Origin of the sequence: Hydrogenimonas thermophila (genome assembly GCF_900115615.1) — a bacterium.
Lineage (GTDB): Bacteria > Campylobacterota > Campylobacteria > Campylobacterales > Hydrogenimonadaceae > Hydrogenimonas > Hydrogenimonas thermophila.
Genome location: NZ_FOXB01000020.1, coordinates 1 through 22,956 on the forward strand (window position 1 = coordinate 1; position 22,956 = coordinate 22,956).

General features: G+C 34.5%; 21 protein-coding genes and 1 other RNA gene. 2 read left to right on the forward strand and 20 right to left on the reverse strand.

Annotation, left to right across the window (positions count from 1 at the left end; all coding sequences use genetic code 11):
• Positions 1–21: 21 nt before the first annotated feature.
• From BM227_RS07325 to BM227_RS07340, 4 genes are all read right to left on the reverse strand, one after another.
• Positions 22–576, reverse strand: a complete 555-nt coding sequence (locus tag BM227_RS07325; RefSeq protein WP_092912582.1) for a retron system putative HNH endonuclease — start codon at positions 574–576, stop codon at positions 22–24.
• Positions 563–1,531 (reverse strand): AAA family ATPase, encoded by a 969-nt coding sequence (locus tag BM227_RS07330; protein WP_092912584.1) that lies wholly within the window; start codon positions 1,529–1,531, stop codon positions 563–565. Before BM227_RS07330 ends, BM227_RS07325 begins: the two co-directional genes overlap by 14 nt.
• Before the next feature lie 99 nt (positions 1,532–1,630).
• A complete protein-coding gene (locus tag BM227_RS07335; RefSeq protein WP_092912585.1) occupies positions 1,631–3,376 on the reverse strand; it encodes a molybdopterin-containing oxidoreductase family protein in 1,746 nt (581 codons plus the stop codon).
• Positions 3,373–4,164 carry an efflux RND transporter periplasmic adaptor subunit gene (locus tag BM227_RS07340; protein WP_092912587.1) on the reverse strand — a complete coding sequence of 264 codons (792 nt, stop codon included), beginning with the start codon at positions 4,162–4,164 and terminating at the stop codon, positions 3,373–3,375. Before BM227_RS07340 ends, BM227_RS07335 begins: the two co-directional genes overlap by 4 nt.
• 147 nt (positions 4,165–4,311) lie before the next feature.
• Here BM227_RS07340 and BM227_RS07345 point away from each other — a divergent pair, with 147 nt between their 5' ends.
• The gene (locus BM227_RS07345; protein ID WP_092912589.1) at positions 4,312–4,848 is read left to right on the forward strand and encodes a lipid-binding SYLF domain-containing protein; all 537 of its coding nucleotides are present in this window, start codon (positions 4,312–4,314) and stop codon (positions 4,846–4,848) included.
• A 2-nt stretch (positions 4,849–4,850) separates the two neighbouring features.
• On the opposite strand, the gene BM227_RS07350 is transcribed toward BM227_RS07345, so the two are convergent.
• The 14 genes from BM227_RS07350 to mltG form a co-directional block, all read right to left on the reverse strand.
• Positions 4,851–5,087, reverse strand: a complete 237-nt coding sequence (locus tag BM227_RS07350) for a hypothetical protein (protein ID WP_143089714.1) — start codon at positions 5,085–5,087, stop codon at positions 4,851–4,853.
• A 24-nt stretch (positions 5,088–5,111) separates the two neighbouring features.
• Positions 5,112–5,435, reverse strand: an RNA gene (gene rnpB, locus BM227_RS07355) — RNase P RNA component class A.
• 90 nt (positions 5,436–5,525) lie between these two features.
• Complete coding sequence (locus BM227_RS07360; RefSeq protein ID WP_092912593.1) at positions 5,526–6,092, reverse strand: 2-oxoglutarate:acceptor oxidoreductase subunit OorC; 567 nt, start codon at positions 6,090–6,092, stop codon at positions 5,526–5,528.
• Positions 6,093–6,102: 10 nt separating this feature from the next.
• Positions 6,103–6,960, reverse strand: coding sequence for a 2-oxoglutarate ferredoxin oxidoreductase subunit beta (locus BM227_RS07365; RefSeq protein ID WP_092912594.1), 858 nt, complete (start codon positions 6,958–6,960; stop codon positions 6,103–6,105).
• Between the two features lies 1 nt (position 6,961).
• Positions 6,962–8,092, reverse strand: coding sequence for a 2-oxoglutarate synthase subunit alpha (locus BM227_RS07370; protein WP_092912596.1), 1,131 nt, complete (start codon positions 8,090–8,092; stop codon positions 6,962–6,964).
• A 9-nt stretch (positions 8,093–8,101) separates the two neighbouring features.
• Positions 8,102–8,419, reverse strand: a complete 318-nt coding sequence (locus BM227_RS07375) for a 4Fe-4S dicluster domain-containing protein (RefSeq protein ID WP_092912597.1) — start codon at positions 8,417–8,419, stop codon at positions 8,102–8,104.
• Positions 8,419–8,715: a heavy-metal-associated domain-containing protein gene (locus tag BM227_RS07380; RefSeq protein WP_092912599.1), complete on the reverse strand. Its 297-nt coding sequence runs from the start codon at positions 8,713–8,715 to the stop codon at positions 8,419–8,421. Before BM227_RS07380 ends, BM227_RS07375 begins: the two co-directional genes overlap by 1 nt.
• Before the next feature lie 3 nt (positions 8,716–8,718).
• Positions 8,719–9,591 (reverse strand): succinate--CoA ligase subunit alpha, encoded by an 873-nt coding sequence (sucD, locus tag BM227_RS07385; protein ID WP_092912601.1) that lies wholly within the window; start codon positions 9,589–9,591, stop codon positions 8,719–8,721.
• Positions 9,592–9,604: 13 nt separating this feature from the next.
• Positions 9,605–10,768, reverse strand: a complete 1,164-nt coding sequence (sucC, locus tag BM227_RS07390) for an ADP-forming succinate--CoA ligase subunit beta (protein ID WP_092912603.1) — start codon at positions 10,766–10,768, stop codon at positions 9,605–9,607.
• A gap of 21 nt (positions 10,769–10,789) precedes the next feature.
• Positions 10,790–11,350 (reverse strand): Fe-S-containing hydro-lyase, encoded by a 561-nt coding sequence (locus BM227_RS07395; RefSeq protein WP_092912604.1) that lies wholly within the window; start codon positions 11,348–11,350, stop codon positions 10,790–10,792.
• Positions 11,351–11,359: 9 nt separating this feature from the next.
• A complete protein-coding gene (locus tag BM227_RS07400; RefSeq protein ID WP_092912606.1) occupies positions 11,360–12,211 on the reverse strand; it encodes a fumarate hydratase in 852 nt (283 codons plus the stop codon).
• The gene (mdh, locus tag BM227_RS07405; protein ID WP_092912608.1) at positions 12,208–13,167 is read right to left on the reverse strand and encodes a malate dehydrogenase; all 960 of its coding nucleotides are present in this window, start codon (positions 13,165–13,167) and stop codon (positions 12,208–12,210) included. The genes BM227_RS07400 and mdh overlap by 4 nt, the downstream gene beginning before the upstream one ends.
• Positions 13,168–13,339: 172 nt before the next feature.
• A complete protein-coding gene (locus tag BM227_RS07410; RefSeq protein WP_092912610.1) occupies positions 13,340–15,544 on the reverse strand; it encodes an NADP-dependent isocitrate dehydrogenase in 2,205 nt (734 codons plus the stop codon).
• Between the two features lie 107 nt (positions 15,545–15,651).
• Entirely contained in the window at positions 15,652–16,596 is a 945-nt protein-coding gene (gene mltG, locus BM227_RS07415) for an endolytic transglycosylase MltG (RefSeq protein ID WP_092912638.1), read from the reverse strand.
• Between mltG and BM227_RS07420 the strand changes: the two genes are divergently transcribed.
• The gene (locus tag BM227_RS07420; RefSeq protein WP_092912612.1) at positions 16,538–19,123 is read left to right on the forward strand and encodes a YhdP family protein; all 2,586 of its coding nucleotides are present in this window, start codon (positions 16,538–16,540) and stop codon (positions 19,121–19,123) included. The two genes, mltG and BM227_RS07420, sit on opposite strands and share 59 nt — an antisense overlap.
• 11 nt (positions 19,124–19,134) lie before the next feature.
• Here BM227_RS07420 and BM227_RS07425 read toward each other — a convergent pair whose 3' ends face one another.
• Together BM227_RS07425 and secA are read right to left on the reverse strand one after the other, a co-directional pair.
• Positions 19,135–20,334 (reverse strand): ABC transporter permease, encoded by a 1,200-nt coding sequence (locus BM227_RS07425; RefSeq protein ID WP_092912614.1) that lies wholly within the window; start codon positions 20,332–20,334, stop codon positions 19,135–19,137.
• Positions 20,331–22,910, reverse strand: coding sequence for a preprotein translocase subunit SecA (gene secA, locus BM227_RS07430; RefSeq protein WP_092912615.1), 2,580 nt, complete (start codon positions 22,908–22,910; stop codon positions 20,331–20,333). The genes BM227_RS07425 and secA overlap by 4 nt, the downstream gene beginning before the upstream one ends.
• Between the last annotated feature and the right edge of the window lie 46 nt (positions 22,911–22,956).

Sequence of the window (22,956 nt, forward strand, 5' to 3'; positions counted from 1 at the left end):
AAATTTTATTCAATTATAAGATCAAGCATACTCTTTCTTTAAATATCTGAAATAGTCTAAAAACCCACAAAACATTTTGCTTAACTCTCTTTCATCGTAGTTTTTATAAACCTCTACATATCTTTTAAAATCTTGATATATTCTCTTTCTTAACTCTACAAGTTTTGAATGATTTAAATTTAAACTCTCTATTGTATAGTCAATATTATCATCTAAACTTGCTAAAACTCCATCTTCATAAACAACCTTTTCTAAATCTATCTCAACTGGTGAAATGAGTCTTTTGAAATCATCTTTTTTTAATTTTGCTTTTAAATCTTTATATCTTGCACAATGTTCATCACTGTTACAGGATAAAAAAAGATTTTCATAATCAAATGTTAAATCAGGAAAAAAGTCTCTTTTTTTAAAATGATCAATATGAAACTCTTTTAATTTTCTCTCACAATAGGCACAAAGGGATAACTGCTCTTTATCTAATCTCTCTTTTATATCTTCTTTTATATCAATTTCAATATCTTCCCATCTTTTTGCTTTAGTATTAATTATAAATTTTTCTTTTTTAACTCTTAACATTAAGTGCCTTTGCTCTAGCTCTTAAAAATCCAAGTTCTACTTCATCATTTAAATTTTTTTCTAAATAATCAAAAAGCTCTTTAAATTCACTATTTATCTCTTTTTTTGCAATTAGTTTTTTTAATCTTAATATCTTCTCTTCAACCTCTTTATCTCTTATACCACTTCCCATAACTTCAAGCAAAACTAAATTAATATCTTTTCCAAAAGAGTCAATTTTTTTAGCAACTATTTTATCATTCTCTTTTGCAAAGATAAAAAGAGAGTCATTTGGTGTGGAGGCTATTATATGAGGTGAATGGGTTGCCAAAATAATCTGATTATTATAACTTTTTGCTAAATTTTTATATATTTTTACAATATCTTCTTGCCAACTTGGATGAAGTGAAATCTCTGGCTCATCTATTAAAATAATACTATCTTTAATATTTGCTACAAAAAAATAGAAAACCTTTTTTAAAAGCTCTTTCTCTCCTGTTGAAAGATTATCTATTGCTACCTCTTCATTAAATCTATTTAAAAAATAGATATTTTCATTTTCATCAAGCCCTTTAAAATCTAAACTAAATTCAATACTATCGAAAACATTATTTAAGAATTTATTAAATTCTTTATATGCCTCTTTGGGAGGAATCTCCTCTTTAAAAATTTTTGATTTTATATATTTTACTATCTCTTGTTTTAAATCAATTATGTTAAACTCTTCTGCTTTTTGATAGAATATTTTTTCATTTGCTATATTATTTTTATCAAACTCTATTTTAAATTTTTTATTAAACTCTCTTTTTTTACTATCTCCATATTGATATATTATCTCTAAAAGTGTAGTTTTACCACTTCCATTAACCCCAGCTAAAACAATTAAATCTAAAATATTTCCATCTTTATCCAAAAAATCGATCTCAAAATCTTTTAAAATTTTATAGTTTTTAATCTCTATACTTTTTATTTTCATCCTATTTTCCCGATTTTCTTCTATTGCACTCTTTACACAACATATGATGATTGTTCTCTATTCTCTTTACTTTTGTCAACTATTTAGAGTTTTGTCAAATTAGACTCTCTCTACTTTTACCTTAACTTCCTGATAACAGGCACTTTTTCCCATAAGACTCATAATATGAGGAGTTAAACGGTTAACACTAGGTGTTCCTGCATAGATCAGCACTGAATCTGCTCTTACATCATCACATACTTTGACAGGTAGCTCTATCTCACCATGTTCTGAACTTACTTTGACTACTTCACCATCTTTAAATCCTAGTTCAGAATTGATAAAAATATGAGTTTCACGTCTGAACTGACTATTTAAAGAGTGTGGACTTTTAGGTGTTAAAAGCCAAAGCCCTTCCTCTTCATCATCAAAATCATCTTCATACTCTTCAAGAAACTCAAAATTTCCACTATCAGTCTGAAACTCATCTTCATAAGGATACTTCTCATAGGCTGGTGATTTTAAAAGGTCTCCATCTTCAATGCACTGTTTAAGCATATAATCTATATACCATTTTTCATCTTCCAGCCCTTTACAACCAAGTGCATCAAAAAGATATTTCGTTAACTCATACTCACTGATTCCAAACTCAGCCTCTTTGATTTTTGGCATTGGTTGAACATATGGATGACCGTAACTTAACCTTAAATCCTCTTTTTCTAAAAAGTCACAAGCTGGTATAACAATTCGTGCTTTTTTGGTTGTTTCATTTTCATAAAGACCAAAGTAGATGAGATTTTCAACTCTGCTTATCTCCTCTTCTACTTTGTTAAGTCCAGGCATTTGAGCCAATGGATTTGCTCCTTGAACCAAAACAGTTTTAAATCTTCCAAAAGGAGCAATAGGTTTAGCAACTCTTTTAGGTGAATAGTTAATAGGATTTTTAAAACCTGCCATTGAATCACCAAGAAAACTTACGCCACATCCAGGCTTTCCAAAAGCTCCAATAACAGCAGCCAAACCATCAATAGCTTGAAGAACCTGATCACCAATACTATATTTTTGTACACCTGCTCCTACAAGAAAGACACACTTTTTATTTTGCATTTGATAAAGCAAATCGCCCAAATCATCAAGTGATATGTCACATTTTTCCAAAGATGTACGAACACGGAAGGTACGTAAAAAGTCATAATACCACTCTGCATCTTCACAACGCTCTTTTAAAAACTCCTTATCCTCCATATCTTCCATAAACATAAAACGTGAAAGAAGAACTGCAAGATAAAAATCACTTCTTGGACGAATTTGAAGAAAAAGATCTGCCTCTCTTGCTATCTTTGTTTTAACAGGATCTATAACAATTAAAGTCTTATCCTTAATCAGATTCATCATATGAGGATCTGTAACAGATATATTTCGACCCCATACAATAACAGCTTCTGCTTCTTTTATAGCTTCAGGAGGAAGAACAAGTGATACACCTCTTCCAGCCTCTATGCCTGCTTGCCCTGCTCCATCACAAAGTGATCCTTCAGTAGTCCACCCTCCGTATGCTGCCACAAAGTGTTCAGTAATATTTTGCATAAAACTTACATTACCACTGCCTCTGTATAGAAGAAAATCTTCTCCTGCATCTTTTATGGCGTGAGCAGCTGCTTCAAGAGCTTCTTGCATAGAAACTTCTTTTCCATCAACCCTTGGAACTTTTATTCTCTCTACCTCTTTGATATGACGATAAAGATGAGAACATAAAGCACCTTGAGTAAATGGATGCCCCTCTTTTCCTGTCATTTTCAAACTTTCACGATCAACCACTACTGCACAAGCGTCATAACAATCAAGTGGACATGCTGTTGTTTTCATTTTATCTCTACCTTTAGAAGTTTTGAAAAAAGATTATCTGGATTATCTATGATTATCTCTGCCCTATATGCAGAGATATGAGTCTCATCTGCTACACGAATAAGCTTATTGACTTTATAGTCTGTTTGTTTATTATTAATATAAACTTTTCTTTTAGATAAATCTTTAGCCTCATCTGAATCAATGTATAAAGTCAATCTTCCTTTTGAAAGATCCATTGCTTTTAGAAGTATGCTACCTGGATTTACATAATCACCTTTCTTGACTTCTACTTTATAGATGTATAGATTTTTAGCCTTTATCGCTTTTTTTTCTATAATATCTTTTAATCTTACTAATTGATACTCTGTATCTGTAATCTGCTTATTTAAATTTGCAATATTTTGTTTAAAGTTTAATACTTGATTTTTTGATGCAATCATCGTAGTATATATACGATCTTTTTCTGTTTTGGACTTTGTTTTAAGATCTTTTATTCTATTGTAATAATCAAAGTCTCTTTTAAAAACTGCTTCACTGTTTTTTAGCATCTCTTTAGTCAGTTCTAGTGACTCTTTCAAAACTGTTAGTGTTCGTTGTAGTGCTTTATACTGAGCCTTATCTACCTTATCATCAATCTGTACAATTAAATTTTCACTGCCAAGTTTTCCCTCTTGACTCTCATCTGCTTTAACTACTTGACCTGAAACTGCAGATTTTATAATATACGTTTCAAATGGTTCAAGTTTTGCATAGTGAACCTGTGCAACTAAAAGCATCGGTAAAAAAAGAAAAAGTATATTTCTCATTATCACCCATTTTTTTGTTTGATTTTACAATGAATCACTTAAGAGTGCGCTTTGGAAGGAAGATAAATCTAATTTTCAAATTAGTTTAAGTTTATAAAGTGTCTTTCTGCAATAGTTAGATATATTTTAGAAACAAAGGAGTAGATCATGAAACGAACAGTATGGTTAGTTACATTTTTACTTACATTTTTCATACAAACAGCATATGCAGAGTCAAAAGAGGTTCTAAATATAAAAATTTATGAAACAATTAAAATGTTTGACAAAGAGGTCAAAGGTGGTACAGAATTTCTAAATAGAGCTAAAGGATACCTTGTATTTCCAAGTGTCTATAAAGCTGGTTTTGGAATAGGAGGAGAATATGGAGAGGGTGGGCTTATTGTCAATAATAAAATTATAGATTACTACAGAACAGTTACAGCCTCTATAGGTTTTCAGATAGGTGCTCAAAAAAAATCTATAATAATAGTTTTTCTAACACAAAGAGCACTAGATGAATTCCGAAACAGTGATGGTTGGAAAGTTGGAGTAGATGGCTCTGTAGCAATTGTAAAATGGGGAGTTGGAGAAGAGATAAACTCAATTGAATTCAATAAACCAATAATAGGTTTTATATTTGGTAATAAAGGCTTAATGTACAATTTGACACTAGAAGGTTCAAAAATTACAAAGATAAAAAAATAAAATTATCTTTGAAAACTGGTTTCACACTTAGTGCAAAACCAGTTTGGTGCATCTATGCTTCTGCTATAACCACCAATTTTTAGTTCACCTTTTTTCTCTTTAGCAAGAAGCTCTTCAGTAATTTCAAGATTGTAACAGATAGGAATTATATATTTGTTGGTTCTGCATAATTTACATCTAGGACGGAAAGGAGTACGTCTTGTATCTTTCCTTGAAGGAATGTCGTATAAATCTTTCATCACATTCACAAATTTTATTAAAATTTATTAGGTACGGCTGTAAGCCGGGTTATGTCTTGGATGCTTATTTATCTACTCTTCATGTTACCATGAAGCTCTAGCGAAGAGCGAAAATGTGAAGCTTATACCATGCTCTTCTTGCTGCGGGTTGGGTTTACATAGCCGCCAAGATTGCTCAAGGCGCTGGTGGGCTCTTACCCCACCGTTTCACCCTTACCTCTTACGAGGCGGTTTGCTTTCTGTTGCACTATCCCTCACCTTACGGTGGCCGTCCGTTAGACGGAACCCTGCTTCACTGCAGCCCGGACTTTCCTCTTAGCTAAACCAAGCAAGCATCCGCCGTACCTTATGTTCGAATTTTATCAAATAATATTAAAAAAGGAAAGGTATTGGATCAAATTATAGATCCAATACCTAAAGTAGAATATATGAAGAAAATTACAATCCTAGTTTCTCTTTTTGTTCAAGTGCATATTTTTTACCAAGCTCATATGCCTTTAGGTTAGCTTCATGAACTTTTTTTGGAACTTTACTAAGCATTGTCTCAATTAGAGTCTCTTCAGGAATTGCATCCATAAACGTGTTGGCAATAGCTAATGCAACAACACTTTGGGTAATAACATTTCCAACCTCTTCTTTTGCAATTGTAATAATAGGAATTTCAACTATCTTCCATTTTTTACGATCTTCTTCAGTTGGGTAAACAAGGTTTGGATCAATAACAATGATTCCACCTTCAGAAACACCATCTTTAAATAGCTGATAACTTTTATCAGCAACTGATAGCATGAAGTCGATTTGTCCATCAATAGCATAAGGATAGAAAATCTCTTTGTCATCAAGCTGGATATCAACAACAGTTGGTCCACCACGTACTTGAGAGGTATATGTTGCTGTTTTGACACCATAACCACCCATTTTGATTTTGGCCGCTGCAAAAATCTCACCGGCAAGAAGGACTCCTTGTCCTCCAACACCGGTAAAGCGCATTACTATTCTGCTCATGAACAACCCCTTAAATTACTTTCTTGAAATCGGCCTGCGTAAATTTATCACGCTTACCTTGATAAACCTCTTTAAGCTTACCGTACATCTCACAATACTCTTCTGCATCTGTATCTTGCTTCAAGATACCAGTTGGAAGAATATTAACTTTCTCTTCTTCTGGAAGAGCATCGTATTTCTTCTTAGGCAATGTAATGCTATCGATCCAATCAAGGTTTTCCATAGCAGATGCCATTTTATTTTTTCTACCTAGGTTAATATGGCAGTTAGAAAGAAGTTCTACGTAAGCAAAACCCTTATGTTGCAATGCTGCTGCGATAACTTTTTCCATCTTTTTAGGCTCAGAAACTTTCTCACGTGCAACAAAAGAGGCACCAGCTGCTTCAGCAAGTTTACATCCATCGAATGTTGGATCGATGTTACCTTGTTTCATAGTAACAGACCAAGCACCACGAGGAGTTGTTGGTGAAGTTTGAGAATTAGTCAAACCATAAATAAAGTTATTGATAACAATCATAGTAATATCAATATTTCGTCTACAACCGTGGATTGTATGATTACCACCAATTGCCAAAGCATCACCGTCACCAGCAACACAGATAACATGCTTATCTGGATTTGCCAATTTAATACCTGTTGCATATGCAACTGTACGTCCATGTGTAGTATGGACTGTATTGAAGTCAACATATGAACTAAATCGTCCAGAACATCCAATACCTGAAACTACACATACATCATCTTTACTAATTCCAAGTTTGTCGATGGCTCTAATAAAAGATTTTAAAATAACACCATCTCCACACCCCCAACACCAAAGTGTTGGCATCTTTTCTAATCTTAAATAGTTATCATAATTAAATGCCATATTAAAGCTCCTTTACTTTATCAATGATATCTTGAGGTGAGAACGGTCGACCGTTAACCTTAATAAGTTTAGCTATATCTTTTCGACCAGTCGCACGTTGAATCTCTTCAAGGTACTGTCCCATATTTAATTCAACACTCAAGATTTTATCAAATTTTTGTCCAAGTTCATACAATCGTTTTTCTGGACTTGGCCAAAGTGTAATTGGTCTAAACAATCCTACTTTAATTCCCTCATCACGTAAACGATTGATAGCTTCTTTAGCTGCAAGTGAAACAGAACCGTATGCAACAATTAGAATATCTGCATCATCAATCATATACTCTTCATTGTATTCAAGCTCATCAACATGCTCATCTACTTTTCTAAATAGTCTATCAATTAGTTTACGACAAGTCTCAATCTCTTCAGTTGGAAATCCCATTGCATCATGATGCAATCCAGTAAAGTGGTAGCGGTATCCTTTAAACATTGGATTCAATACTGCTGGCTCATCTTGCGCAACACCATACGGTTTATACTCTTCAGCAGGACCATCAAATGTTTTTCGAGTTTTAATATTTGCTTTAACTTCTTCAAGATCTGGTAGAACAGCTTTTCCATGCATGTGCCCAATTGTCTCATCAAGAAGAACAATTACAGGTTGCATAAATCTATCAGCAATATTGAATGCTCGTACTACTTCTGTATAGCACTCTTCAAGGTTACCAGCACATAGAGTAATAGATTTATAGTCACCATGTGAAGGGTTTTTTGCCTGAGAAACATCACCCTGTGAAACACGAGTTGGAAGACCGGTAGATGGACCACCACGCATAACGTCAACAACAACCAAAGGAACTTCTGCCATTTGAGCCAAACCAAGGTTTTCAGCTTTAAGAGAGATTCCAGGACCTGAAGTAGCTGTCATTGATCGAACACCACTCATAGCAGCACCAATAGCAGCACAAATACCACCAATCTCATCTTCCATCTGAATACAAGCACCACCAACCTTTGGCAAAAGGTCAGAAATTGTGTGCATTACTTCACTTGATGGTGTAATTGGATATCCACCAAAAAACATACATCCTGCATCAACAGCAGCAATTGCTGCCAAATCATTACCACTAGAAATTATTTCTCTTGCCATACTTACTCCTTATGCGCTAAGCGTCATATATTTATTATTTTTGATCGCTTCTGCCCGCTCTTTTGCAGCATCAGTCAATTTAGCAAATTTATACTCTTTTCTGTCAGCTACAAAAATTGCAAAATCTGGACAAGCTAATTCACAATCATTACATCCAATGCAAAGTTCTGGTGCTTCGACAGTAATCATAGCTCCAAGTACTGAATGTGGCTCATATCGCATTGCTAAAACGCCAGCAGGGCAAGCATCTACGCAAATATCACATGCTTTACAACGACTTTCGTCAGTCCAGACCGGAGTATTTTCCGGTGCTTTCATAATACTCATCACTTCTCCTTAGTTGGATTTAATTTACCTATTGCGCATGAGACAAAGCTTTTTCCCTTCATCACTGCACTTTCTACATTCGATATTTCATCGTCGATAAGAGGATAACCCAGCTTTCTTAATGTTGTAATAAAAATCTCTTCATCTGAAAGGTTATTCAGTTCAACTGTTACCTTTCGTGGCACTACTTCTAAATCGACTTCCACACTGTTACCAAAATGCTCAGAGAGAGCCTTTTTAATTGTGTTGGCACACCCTTCGCATCTTATATTGGCAACTTCATAAGTTTTTTTCATAACTTATTTACCCATAACCTCTTTAACAGCTTTTCCAATATCTGCAGGAGAAACAACAACTTTTACACCTGCAGCTTCAAGTGCAGCCATCTTTTCTGCAGCTGTTCCGCTACCACCTGAAATAATTGCACCAGCATGTCCCATTCTCTTACCTTTTGGAGCTGTTTGACCTGCAATAAATGCAACTACTGGCTTAGTAATATTCTCTTTAATGAATTCAGCAGCCTGAATTTCAAGGTCTCCACCAATTTCACCAATCATAACGATTGCTTCAGTTTCAGGGTCAGCTTCAAACATTGGAAGAAGTTGTTTGTAAGATAGTCCAATAATAGGGTCTCCACCAATTCCTACAGCAGTTGTAATACCAAGACCCTCTTTAACAACCTGATTTGATGCTTCATATGTCAATGTACCAGATTTAGAAATAAGACCGACTGGACCTTTTTTAAAGATAAATCCAGGCATAATACCAATTTTACACTCTTCTGCAGTAATGATTCCCGGACAGTTTGGTCCAATGGTACTCATACCTTTTTTTGTTGCATATGCTTTTGCATACATCATATCTTTAACAGGAGCACCTTCAGTAATAATTACAGCAAGCTCAATACCTGCATCAGCAGCTTCCATAACAGCGTCAGAAACAAATGCTGGTGGAACAAAAATCATAGATACAGTTGCACCTGTTGCATCAACAGCCTCTTTAACTGTATTAAATACAGGCTGACCTAAATGCTCTTGACCACCTTTACCTGGAGTTACACCACCAACAATTTTTGTACCGTACTCCATACACTGAGAAGCATGAAATGTACCCTCTTTACCGGTAAATCCCTGGACGATTACTTTTGTATCTTTGTTTACCAAAATACTCATTGTTTATCTCCTTTTACTTCGCAGCTTCAACAGCTTTTTTAGCACCGTCAGCAAGATCTTCTGCTGCAATGATATTTTTAATACCTGCACTCTTTAGAATTTCAGCCGCTTCTTCAGCATTTGTTCCATCAAGACGAACAATTACAGGAACATTGACATCAGTCAATTTAGTTGCTTCAAGAATACCATTAGCAACTCTGTCACAACGTACAATTCCACCAAAAATATTTACAAATATAGCTTTTACATTTGGATCTTTTAGAATAATTTCAAAGCCTTTTGCAACTGTTTCAGGATTAGCTCCACCACCCACGTCAAGGAAGTTTGCAGGTTCACCACCTTCATGCTTGATGATATCCATAGTTGCCATAGCAAGACCAGCACCGTTAACCATACAACCAACATTACCATCAAGTTTAATATAGCTTAAACCATGCTGTTTAGCCTCTACTTCTGTTGGCTCTTCTTCACTAAGATCTCGCATCTCAACAATATCAGGATGACGACCAAGTGCATTGTCATCAAATCCCATCTTAGCATCAAGTGCAAGGAATTTTCCATCACCTGTTTTGATAAGAGGGTTAATCTCAATCATTTCGGCATCTTTATCCATATAAACTTTATAAAGAGCCTGTGCAAACTTAATGAATGGTCCAATCTCCTCTTTTGCAAGTCCAAGACCAAATGCAAGTTTACGTCCGTGGAATCCTTGGAATCCAATTGCAGGGTCAATTTGAACTTTTACAATTTTTTCAGGAGTTTTTGCTGCTACTTCTTCAATCTCCATACCGCCTTCTGTAGAAGCCATCATAACAGGCATTTCAGATGCACGGTCAAGAACCATACCAAGATAAAACTCTGCTTTAATATCAGCACCCTCTTCTATGTAAACTTTTTGAACAAGTTTACCTTCTGGACCTGTTTGATGAGTAACAAGAGTCATACCAAGAATTTCATTAGCCCAGTGACGAACTTCATCTAAAGATTTTGCAAGTTTAACACCGCCGCCTAAGCCTCGTCCACCTGCGTGGATTTGTGCTTTAACAACCCAAAGATCTCCTCCAAGATTTTTTGCAGCTTCAACTGCTTCATCAACACTAAATGCTACTTGTCCACGAGGAACAGGAACACCGTACTGACGAAATATCTCTTTTGCTTGATATTCATGAATATTCATCTTTCATCCCTTTCTATAAGATTAGTCTTTTACTTCATACTTTTTACGACCCTCTTCATAAAGGTCATTACCATAAGCATCATTGATTACTGTAACAGGAAAATTTTCAACCTTAAGCATTCTAACTGCTTCTGGTCCAAGCTCTTCATAAGCAATTACTTTGGCTTCTTTAATCAATTTACCAAGCAGTGCACCTGCACCACCTGTTGCACCAAAGTAGACTGCTTTATGCTCTTTACAAGCATCTTTTACATCCTGATTTCTCTTACCTTTACCTATCATGCCTTTTAAGCCATGCTTGATAAGTGTAGGTGAGTAACTATCCATTCGATAACTTGTTGTTGGTCCTGCACTCCCTATAGGATCACCTGGCTTTGGAGGAGTTGGACCAACAAAATATATAACAGCTCCATCTAAAGGAAAAGGTAACTCTTGTTTGTTTTCAATTAAATCAACCAAACGTTTATGTGCTGCATCTCTAGCTGTAAAGATTGTTCCTGAAAGATATACTATATCTCCAGCTTTAAGATTTAAAATATCTTCATCTGTAAGTGGTGTTGTTAAATAGTGTACTTGACTCATAGAGATTCCTTAAAGTGTTATATGACTATGTCTGCTACTGTGGCACTGTACATTGACGCTAACAGGCAAGCTAGCAATATGACAAGGATTTTTCTCTACATGAACAGCAAGTACTGTTTGTGTTCCACCCATACCCATAGCACCAATTCCAAGTTTGTTGAGTTCATGAAGTAACTCTTTTTCAAACTCAGCTACTTCTGGATCTGAATGTGGCTTGCCTGCTTCTCTAAAGAGTGCATATTTACTTGAAATAGCAGCCTTTTCAAATGTTCCACCAATGCCTACACCAACAATAATTGGAGGACAAGGGTTTGGTCCTGCTTCAGATATAACACTTTTAACAAACTCTATGACACCCTCTTTACCTTGTGCTGGTGCCAATACACGAGCTCGGCTGACATTTTCACTTCCACCGCCTTTTGCTGCATACTCAATCTCAATCTTGTCACCCTCTACAAGATCGATATGTATAATTGCTGGCAGGTTGTAGCCTATCTTCTCTTTTAAATTTTCTCTTGTAAAACAGTCACATGTAGATGCACGAAGATACCCTTCAATATAACCCTTTTCTGTACCTTCGTTAATAGCATCTTTAAGCAGTCCGCCAGTTATCTTTACATCCTGTCCTACTTTAACAAAGTATACTGCCAAACCAGTATCTTGACAAAGCGGTCGTTTCTCACTGCGTGCTATATCTGCATTTTCAAGAAGTTGTTCCAAAACTTTTTTTGCAACTGGACTTGCCTCTTTTTCATGAGCTTCTTTTAATTTATTAAGAGCATCTTCAGGAAGATTTGTTGCTGTATGAATCACAAGATTCTTTACAGCATTTACAATATCTTCATACGCAATTTCTCTCATTTACAATCCTCAAAAAAATTATTTTCATTAAGTGTATCTATGAGTTTTCGTACAGATTCTACAGATTTTTTAAACATTTTACGTTCACATGCATTAAGTGAAACATTAATGATGTCTTCAGCTCCATTTGCTCCAATACTTACAGGAACACCGCTTACAACATCACTGTAACCATACTCACCATCCAAATATACAGCACAAGGATAGATTTGCTTAGTATCTTTCAAGATAGCCTCTACCATTATAGTTGTAGATTTTGCAGGAGCATAATATGCGGAACCTGTCTTAAGATAACTTACAATCTCTGCACCACCATGTTTTGTTCTTTCAACTATTTCATCTATCTCTTCATCTGTAAGCAAGTCATTTAATGGTACACCTGCAACAGTAGAGTATCTTGGAAGAGGAACCATGTCATCTCCATGTCCACCCATAACAGATGCACGAATCTGACCAGTACCGTAACCAAGTTTTTCTTGAATAAAATATGCCATACGAGAGCTGTCTAAAATTCCAGCCATTCCAAGAATTCTATTTCTTTCAAAACCACTCTCTCTTAGTGCTACATATGTCATAGCATCTAAAGGGTTTGAAACCATAATAATAATTGCATTTGGAGAGTAAGTTTTTATATCTCTTACAACTTCGCGAGTGATTTGAGCATTTTTTAAAAGAAGGTCATCTCTACTCATACCAGGTAAACGAGGACTTCCTGCAGTTACAACAACAACATCACAATCTTTAAGTTGTTCAGGCTCTTCAGCTACTGAAACAATAGTATGGCTTCTAGCAGCTGCAGCTGCCTGACTCATATCTAATGCTTTACCTTTAGCAATATCAATTTTGTTATCTCGAAGTATGATTTCATGGCAAGAACCATTCATTGCAAGAATAAAAGCAACTGTAGAACCAACATTTCCAGCTCCAACTATTCCGACTCGTTTTCCTTTTCCCATGGGCAATCCTTTAGTAGTAAATTTTTAAGCCTGCCTAATTCGGGGAGACTATAGAAGGTATTTGTTAGTATAAAACAAATTGAAAGATAAACGAATAAAACTTCACCTCTGCGAAATTTTACTCACCTATCCTGTGTAGCTTCCCCACACCTTTTGGTGCGGGAAAGATAAATTATGCGATTGATTCGATAATTTTGTTGAGAGTTTCGCTTGGGCGCATTGCCTTTTCAGCTTTTTCATCATCTGGCATAAAGTATCCACCAATATCAGATGGTTTACCTTCAACAGCAAGAAGTTCATCAAGAATTTTTTGTTCATTCTCTTTAAGAGCTTTAGCAACAGAAGCAAACTTCTCTGCCAACTCTTTATCATCACTATTAGCAAGTGCATCTGCCCAGTATAGTGCAAGATAGAAGTGACTTGCTTTGTTATCAGGCTCACCACACTTTCTACCTGGTGCTTTGTTGTTATCAAGGTAAGCTTCGTTAGCTTTATCTAATGCTTCACAAAGTGCTTTAACCTTGTTGTCATTTGTTTTATTGAAAATCATTCTTAGGCTTTCAGCCAATGCAAGGAATTCTCCAAGGCTATCCCATCGTAGGTGGCTCTCTTTCAAGAACTGCTCAACATGCTTAGGAGCTGATCCACCTGCACCTGTTTCAAACAATCCACCACCAGCAAGAAGTGGAACAATACTCATCATTTTCGCACTTGTTCCAAGCTCTAAAATTGGGAATAAGTCTGTTAGGTAGTCACGAAGAACGTTACCAGTAACAGAGATTGTATTTAGACCTGCTCGGCTTCGTTTAACAGTATACTTCATTGCAAGTTCAGGTGCCATAATATGGTACTCAATTGGCTCTTTTTCAAGATGCTCTGGCAAGTACTCTAAAACTTTTTTGATAAGGTTTGAATCATGCGCTCTGTTTGAATCAAGCCAGAATACAATAGGATCACCAGTAAGTTTACCACGCTCATGTGCCAATCGAACCCAGTCTTTAACCGCAATATCTTTTGCTTTATAAAGTCTCCAGATGTCACCTTTTTCAACTTTATGGCTCATCAAGACGTTACCATCTTGATCTTTAACTTCCATAACACCATCTTCAGCACAGCGGAAAGTGAATGGATGGCTTCCATACTCTTCAGCTTTTTTCGCCATAAGACCAACGTTGCTAACGTGACCCATAGTTGCAACATCAAACTGACCATTCTCTTTACAATCTTCTAGCATTGCACTATACATTCTTGCATAACTTCTATCAGGAATAACAGCTACACACTCTTGAAGCTCACCATCTTTGTTCCACATTTTTCCGCCTTCACGGATAACTGGAGGCATAGAAGCATCAATAATGATGTCATTAGAGAAGTGTAGGTTTGTAATACCTTTATCGCTGTCAACCATTGCGATGTTTGGCTCACCTTTTTCAACAACAGCTTTTAAAGCAGCTTCAATCTCATCTTTTTTATCTGACTTTTCGATCTTTTTAAGAAGGTCACCGATTCCAAGATCTGGATTTACACCAAGTTTTTCGAACTCATCAGCATATTTTTCAAATACATCTTTGAAGAAAACGCTAACAGCATGACCAAAGATAATTGGGTCACTAACTTTCATCATAGTAGCTTTCAAGTGTACAGACCAAAGAAGTCCCTTCTCTTTTGCATCCTCAATAGTTTTTGCTAAGAATGCTCTTAAAGCTTTAGCTGACATGAAAGTAGATGAAACAAGCTCTTTATCTTCAACTTCCAAAGTTTTTAGGCATTTACCATTTAGTTCGATGCTAAGTGTTGCATCTTTATCCATAATAACAGACTGCTCATTTTCATAGAAGTCACCACCATCCATGTAAGCAACATATGCTTTACAATCTGGTGAGAATGGCTTCAATCTATGAGGATTTTTCTGAGCAAATTTTTTAACTGCAGCTGCTGCACGTCGGTCACTGTTACCCTCACGAAGAACTGGGTTAACTGCAGAACCAAGACAAGTAGCATATTTTGCAGCAATCTCTTTCTCTTCATCAGTTTGAGGATCTTCTGGAAAATCAGGAAGATCAAACCCTTTTTTCTGAAGCTCTTCAATAGTAGCTTTAAGCTGAGGAATAGAAGCTGAAATGTTTGGTAATTTAATAATATTTGCTTCTGGTTTTTTTACAAGTTCACCAAGAGCTGCAAGGTTATCAGGAATACGCTGATCTTCACGTAGTCTCTCAGGGAACTGAGAAATAACACGTCCAGCAAGAGATATATCACACTGCTCAATATCAACGCCAGCTGTCTTCAAGAAGTTTTTAACAATTGGAAAGAGCGAATAAGTAGCTAAAGCCGGTGCCTCATCGATCTTCGTCCAGATAATCTTTTGTTCTGCCATTAGGTTCTCCTATTTATGGTTTATATTTGATGTGTAAATAATATCAGTTAAAGAATTAGTTTTTTACTAAACTTCTTCTAAGCTCATATATAAAACGCAAATGTGTTTCATTTGTTAACACTTTTTAGAGCTTTCAGATGCGATTTGTAACTCTTTGTAAATATATGTCTGCCATTTTTACCTTTTACAAAGTATAAATAATTAACATTTGCAGGTTTAATTGCCGCTTTTAGTGCATATAATGAAACACTTCCTACAGGAGTTGGAGGCAATCCTTTATATTTGTACGTATTAAAATGTGACTTGTCACTCTTTATTCTTCTTTTTGTAACCTTTATATGCGAATATTTCCCATAATTTAGTGTTCCATCCATCTGCAGACGCATATGTTTTCTTAGTCGATTATATATAACTGCTGATATTATTGGCATTTCATCTTTGTTTGCTGCCTCTTTTTGTATGATTGATGCAATCGTTACATAACGAAACCATTTAGTCTCATTGTATACTCCAAAAATCTTTTTAGCCAAACGTTTATGACGTTCTATTGATTTAGAAATTAGATAATTCATAAGATGCTCTTCACTTATACCCATTGGAATGTAGTAAGTATCAGGCCAAATCACTCCATCCATATATGGTGCATATTTTTTATAAGCAACAAAGAGTTTTCTTTTATCCAAACCTAACTTTTTTGCAAGCTGGGAGATAAATAGTTCAGATGTTTCACCAGGAACTAGTGTTACTTTTACTATTGCTGCTTTTGCATGAGTAATTTTATAAAGCAAATCTGCTTTTGTTAATCTGGTTGTTCCAATTTCAATCCAACCTTGCTGCGGATATCCAAAAAATCTCAAAAGATACTTGTCAAGTAGATTTAAATCTATGCCGTTTTTATGCAAATATGATATAATCGCCGTCTGCGAGCCAGATGGAAGAAATAGCACAAGACTGGTTTTTACAGGTTGGGTTAGATAAAAACAGAGTGATAAAATGATAACAACTACAACAAAGATACTCCATTCAACTATTCTCAAGATATTTTTGCTCATCTCTTTTCTTTTTATTTTAATAATTTTTTTACTTGCCAAAGGTATTGAAATTTCAGAAATTAATTTACCAGGATTTAAAATTCAGCAATTCTACATTAAACTAGATAAAAAGCTGATCATCTCTATAAAAAGTGTAAAAATTAAAGCTAAAAAAGAGTCAAGCAAAACAGTAAATGAAGTTAACAATATTGTAAAAGTTATCCAATACTTGCCACACTATTTTCAAAAGGTAAATGTAGAGAATCTTCAAGTAGGGCAAAAAAATATAAATTTACTGTATGACAATAATATATTTCATATTGATACAGATATTCTACATCTCTCATCAACCCTATCATATAATCCTAAATTAAAAGTAATTTCTGTAAATATTAAGGAGTTATATTTAAATGATTCTCAAATAAATTTAAATGGTCAATTTAACTATTTAATAATGAAAAAAAAATGGACTGGTAAAGGAGTTTACAAAACTTTTAAAATAAATGGAAGTTTTTTAGTAACCTATGAAAATGAAACTATAAATTTTAAACTAAACTCAAATGAAACCTCTTCAATAAAAGAGTTAATAGATTATATTGCACCTCCTGAACCGATCAAGGTATGGATTTACCCAAAAATTCCTGCAAAAAGATATAAATTACATTATCTGACTGGTAGCATAAAACTAAAAAAAGATGGTTCAATAGAATTTGATCCACAAAAACTAAAAGCTTTTGCAACAGCTTATAATGCGAATATACATTTTAACAGTAATGTTCCTCCGGTATCTACAAAACAGATAGATATTACATTAAAAAATAATACTCTCTCTTTTAAACTATACGATCCAATATATGAAGGAAAAAAATTAAATGGTAGTTATGTACAAATAAGGAATTTAACAAACAGCAAAGCTGAATTAGATGCACATATTGTAGTGAATGACAAAATAGACAATTCTATAAAAACTATTTTGTCAGCTTACGATATACATCTGCCTTTTGTACAAACTGAAGGTTTAACAGATGCAACAGTAGATTTTACAGTAAAATTAGTAACCGGTGAAGTAATAAAATATGAAGGAGACTATAAGTCAAAACAGGCAACATTACTCTTTGATGATACAATTAAGTTACCTGTAAAAAATTTACATGTAATTTCTAAAGACTCTAAGATTATAATAAAACCCTGCAAAATAAGCTTTATCCCACATATTGATGCAACAATAAATGGCTCAATAGATCTTTATAATAAAAAAGGTGAATTTATTTCTCAAATAAAAAGATTACAATACAGCTATAACTCTATACCTCTAATCAAAATAATAGATCAAAAACTTCCAATTAAAATGAATTTCAACGATAGAGTAACTTTTGAAGCACCTGAATTAAACTTGATTTTTTCCTATAAGTCTGGTGGAAGCATCAAAGTAGTTTCTAAAGATATAAAGCCAATAGTTCCATATTTAAAAGGACCACTTTTACCAATAAAAGGTGGAAAAATAGAAATAGTTTATTCATTGCAAAAATTAGAAGCAGACGGCTTTATAAACTACTCTAATAACTTTTTAACATACAACAATCAGCCAATAGAAAAGTTTTCTTTTCAAGTAAAAAGAGACAAACTGCAAACTACTGCAGCACTAAATAGTAATATTTTTATTACATTACAAAAAAATAGAACCTTTATAAATACAATAGGTGTAGATATTTATATAGATAATTTATTAAAAACAATAGAGCCATATACTCAAAAGGTTAGTAATAAAACTAAAACAACTAAACAAATTTTTCATATAAAAGGTAAAAACAGTATTTTATATTATAAAAATATAGAGCTTCCCTGCTCTTCCTATAGTGCAATATTAAAAACTAATCCATTAAATATTAAATTTATTTCTCAACATAACGACGGAGAGATTAGAGGGATTATTGAAAAGAGTTATATAAATATAACCGGCAAACAGATTCCAGATTATGTAATACGTAAAATTACTACTTTAGACTATATTTATGGTGGACTTTTTGACTTTAATGCAATTGGTGATATTAATAATTTCAAAGGTACTATATTAGTACATAATAGTTTATGGGCAAAAAATGCTTTTTATAACAATGTATTAGCAATGCTAAATACTATACCTGCAGTTTTAACACTAAAAAATCCTGGATTTAGTAATAAAGGATTTAAAATAAAAGAAGGTGCTATTCAATACCACTATCAAGACAATATACTATATTTTGACAATATTTTAATGAATGGAGATAGTGCCCAAATAACAGGTAGAGGAAAGATCAACTTTAAATCTGAAACTATACTGATGTTAATGCAGATTCACTTTTTAGAAAATCTTACTAATATACTAAATAAAATTCCTATAGCCGGATATTTAATCTTTGGCGATGACGGAACTATGGCTGTTACACTAAACATTAACGGTTATTTAGAAAATCCAAAAGTAACTACTGAAACAGTAAAAGATGTAGTACAAGTGCCTCTCAATATTTTAGAGAGAACACTTAAACTACCGTTTAAACTATTTGAATAAATATAAATTTTTTATTCGTTTCTTAAAACTTTCAATGCATCAATTTGAGAAGCTTTCTTGGCTGGATAGAGTGAAGAGAGAAGTGTAATAACAAATGCACCAACTATAATGCTTATAAAATCTTTTAAGTCAAGATCTAGTGGTAATCGGCTGGTACCATAAACATCTTCAGGCAAAGATATAATATCAAAATGCTTTAAAATCTCCATACCACTTAAACCTAAAAGTGTACCAATAAATACACCACCGACACCTATTATGAGTCCTAGTCTGAAAAATATATGCAAAATCTCTTTTTTTGATGCACCAAGTGAGAGCAGAAGTGCAACTTCACTTCTACGATTCATAACAGTCATTAAAAGAGAACTCACAATATTCAAAGATGCTATAAGAATAATAAGCATTAAAACAATGAAGAGTGCTCGTTTCTCCATCTGCATTGCTGCAAAAAAGTTACCATTTTGCTGCCACCACCCAATAATACCAACTGTTGATGGAAGCTCTGATTTTATAAGTTCAATATCACGCATAGGTTTTTTAGAATCTATATGAATACCGTCATACTCTCCAGGCTTGCGCTTGAAAATCTTTTCAAAACTTTTAAAAGATGTGTAGTAGTAACTCTCATCATATGCATTAAGCCCTGATCTAAAAATACCATCAACTTTAAAACGTTTAGAAAGAGGCATTAAAGATAGACCGGCAGGCTCCATCTTTGAAAACAAAAACATAATTTTATCTCCAATGCCAATACCAAGCTCATCTGCCAATGGTCTTCCTATAATAACGCCATACTTTCCAAAAGGCTTAGTATAAGCTTTTGCAAAAACCTCATTTACCTCTTTCTCACGCTCAGGGTCTATACCAAAAAAGAGTCCTCCTTTAAGAGTTCCTCCCTTTCTAACAAGTGCTTGACTCTGCATATATGGACTGAATTTAAGATCTAAAAATTTATTTTCAAGAGACTCTAGCAATTCATTGTCTATGGCACCACGAACTTTTGGGTAAATTGTCAAAGGATAGTTCATAACAAATAGACGTTTTTCAAACTCTTTTTCCATTCCATTCATTATTGCCATAGCGATAATCAGTACCATTACACCAATAGCAATACCAAAAAATGCAAGGATAGCAGATAAGAAGATAAAGGGGTGTTCACGGTCAAAGCGCAAATAACGCTTGACCATTGTATTTACAAATTTACTGTTCATGCGTTGTTTGCAAGAACTCCACGTTTTGGTCCGCTTTTACCACAACACTGCTTATATTTTTTTCCACTACCGCAAGGGCAAGGATCATTTCTTGCAGGTTTCTTTTTCTTTATAGGAGCTTGTTCAGGCTCTTTATTTGTAGAGAAGTTTTCTAGTTCAGACTCCATTTGCTCTCTCATCTTTTCGATAGCAGCCTGCTCTTTTTCAATCTCCTCTTCATTTTTAAAGCGAACCAGATATAGAGTTTTAAGAGTCTCTCGTTTAATAGATTCAACAAGTTCAGTAAATAGGTTATAACTCTCTTTTTTATACTCAACAAGAGGATCTTTTTGGTTATATCCTCGTAAACCAATACCTGTTTTTAATATATCCATCTGATAAAGATGCTCTCTCCAAGCATTATCTAATACTTGAAGATAGAGAATACGTTCAATTTCATCACGTTGTTCAGGGTGAAGAACTCCCATTTTGGCTTCATATCTTTCTTTAAGTTGTTCTAACAGATATTCAAAAAGCTCACTGTAATCTTTATCTTTTAACTCATCTTCTTCAAAAGCTTCACCCAACTCTTCTAGAATTTTAAGTCGTAACTTCTCCAAATCAAAATCTTCTCTAGGAGCACCCTCGTAAATTCCACACTCCATCATTAAGCTTTGCAAGTACTCTTCACGAATTGCATCTATTTTGGCATTAATATCAAACTCAGGATTAAGAAGTTCATGACGGAATCTGTAGATGATTTTACGCTGTTCATTTGCAACATCATCATACTCAAGAAGATGTTTACGAGACTCAAAATGTAGGTTTTCAACTTTCTTTTGAGCTTTTTCAACAGCTCGTGTCACCATTTTTGACTCGATATACTCACCCTCTTCTACTCCCATTCGATCCATTATAGTCTTAATGCGCTCACTTCCAAAAATTCTAAGAAGATGATCTTCAAGACTCAAATAGAAACGACTTTCACCTGGATCACCCTGTCGTCCAGCCCGACCTCGCAACTGGTTATCTATACGTCGGCTTTCATGGCGTTCAGTACCTATGATATAAAGACCGCCAAGCTCACGAACTTCATCATCTATCTTAATATCAACACCACGACCTGCCATATTGGTTGCAATAGTTACAGCACCTTTTTTACCAGCATCTTTAATGATTTCAGCTTCATGTTCATGATTCTTTGCATTCAAAACATTGTGTGGAATCTTCTCTTTTTTAAGAAGAGCATGTAAGACTTCTGATTTTTCAATAGAAGCAGTACCTACCAATACAGGCTGACCCTTTTTATTTCTCTCTTTAATATCACGAATTACAGCATCAAACTTTTCACGCTCTGTTTTATAGATAAGGTCAGGTTGATCTTTTCTTTGTACAGGAACATTTGTTGGAATAGAGATAACATCTAAATTATAAATTTCTGCAAACTCTGTAGCTTCTGTTTGAGCAGTACCAGTCATACCTGCAAGTTTTTCATACATACGGAAGTAGTTTTGGAAAGTAATATCGGCTAATGTTTGAGACTCCTCTTTAATCTCAACACCCTCTTTTGCTTCTAACGCCTGATGTAATCCTTCACTAAATCTTCTACCTTCTGAAAGCCTTCCTGTAAACTCATCAACTATTACAATTTCTCCATCTTTTACAACATAATCGACATCTTTTTCAAAAAGATGGTGAGCTTTGAGAGCTTGATCAAGATGGTGAGCCAGTACAGCATTTTCCATAGCATAAAGGTTGTCAACACCAAATAGTTTCTCTGCTTTTTCTATACCTTTTTCTGTTACAAGAATAACACGATTCTTCTCATCAACCGTAAAGTCTTCATCTCTTACCATTTGACGTGCGACTTTATCGGCTCTTGTATAGTTTTCAAGCTTGCTGCTTGTTGGTCCTGAAATAATAAGAGGAGTTCTAGCTTCATCAATCAAGATAGAGTCAACTTCATCGACAATAGCAAAATAGTGATCACGTTGCACCATCTCATCAAGAGAGTATTTCATATTATCACGAAGGTAGTCAAAGCCAAACTCATTGTTGGTTCCATATGTTATATCTGCATCATATTGAGCTTTTCTTGTAGCATCATCAATGATGTCTGCTGTAATAGTTCCTACTGAATAACCTAAAAACTCATAAATTTTTCCCATTTCACTGGAGTCACGTTTAGCCAAGTAGTCATTAACTGTGACAACATGAACTCCACGCCCAAGCATTGCATTTAAAACAACAGGTAAAGTTGCAACAAGTGTTTTACCCTCACCTGTTTTCATCTCAGCAATCTTGTTATCATGAAGCACCATACCACCTATCAACTGCACATCAAAATGACGCATACCTAAAGTACGTTTAGAAGCTTCACGAGTGATTGCAAATGAGTCAAAAAGAACATCATCTAGTGTAGCAGAACCACTTTGAACCTGCTCTTTCAACTCATTAAATGCAGCTTTTAGCTCATCATCACTCATCTTCTCATATTTTGGCTCTAAAGCATTGATTTTTGCAACTTTTTTCTTATATTTTTTTAACTCTCTGTCATTTGCTGTTCCAACAATAGCACGAAAAAGCGACTTGATCATATTGTATTAACCTTTATTATAAACCTGATAAACAGATAAAATGTAC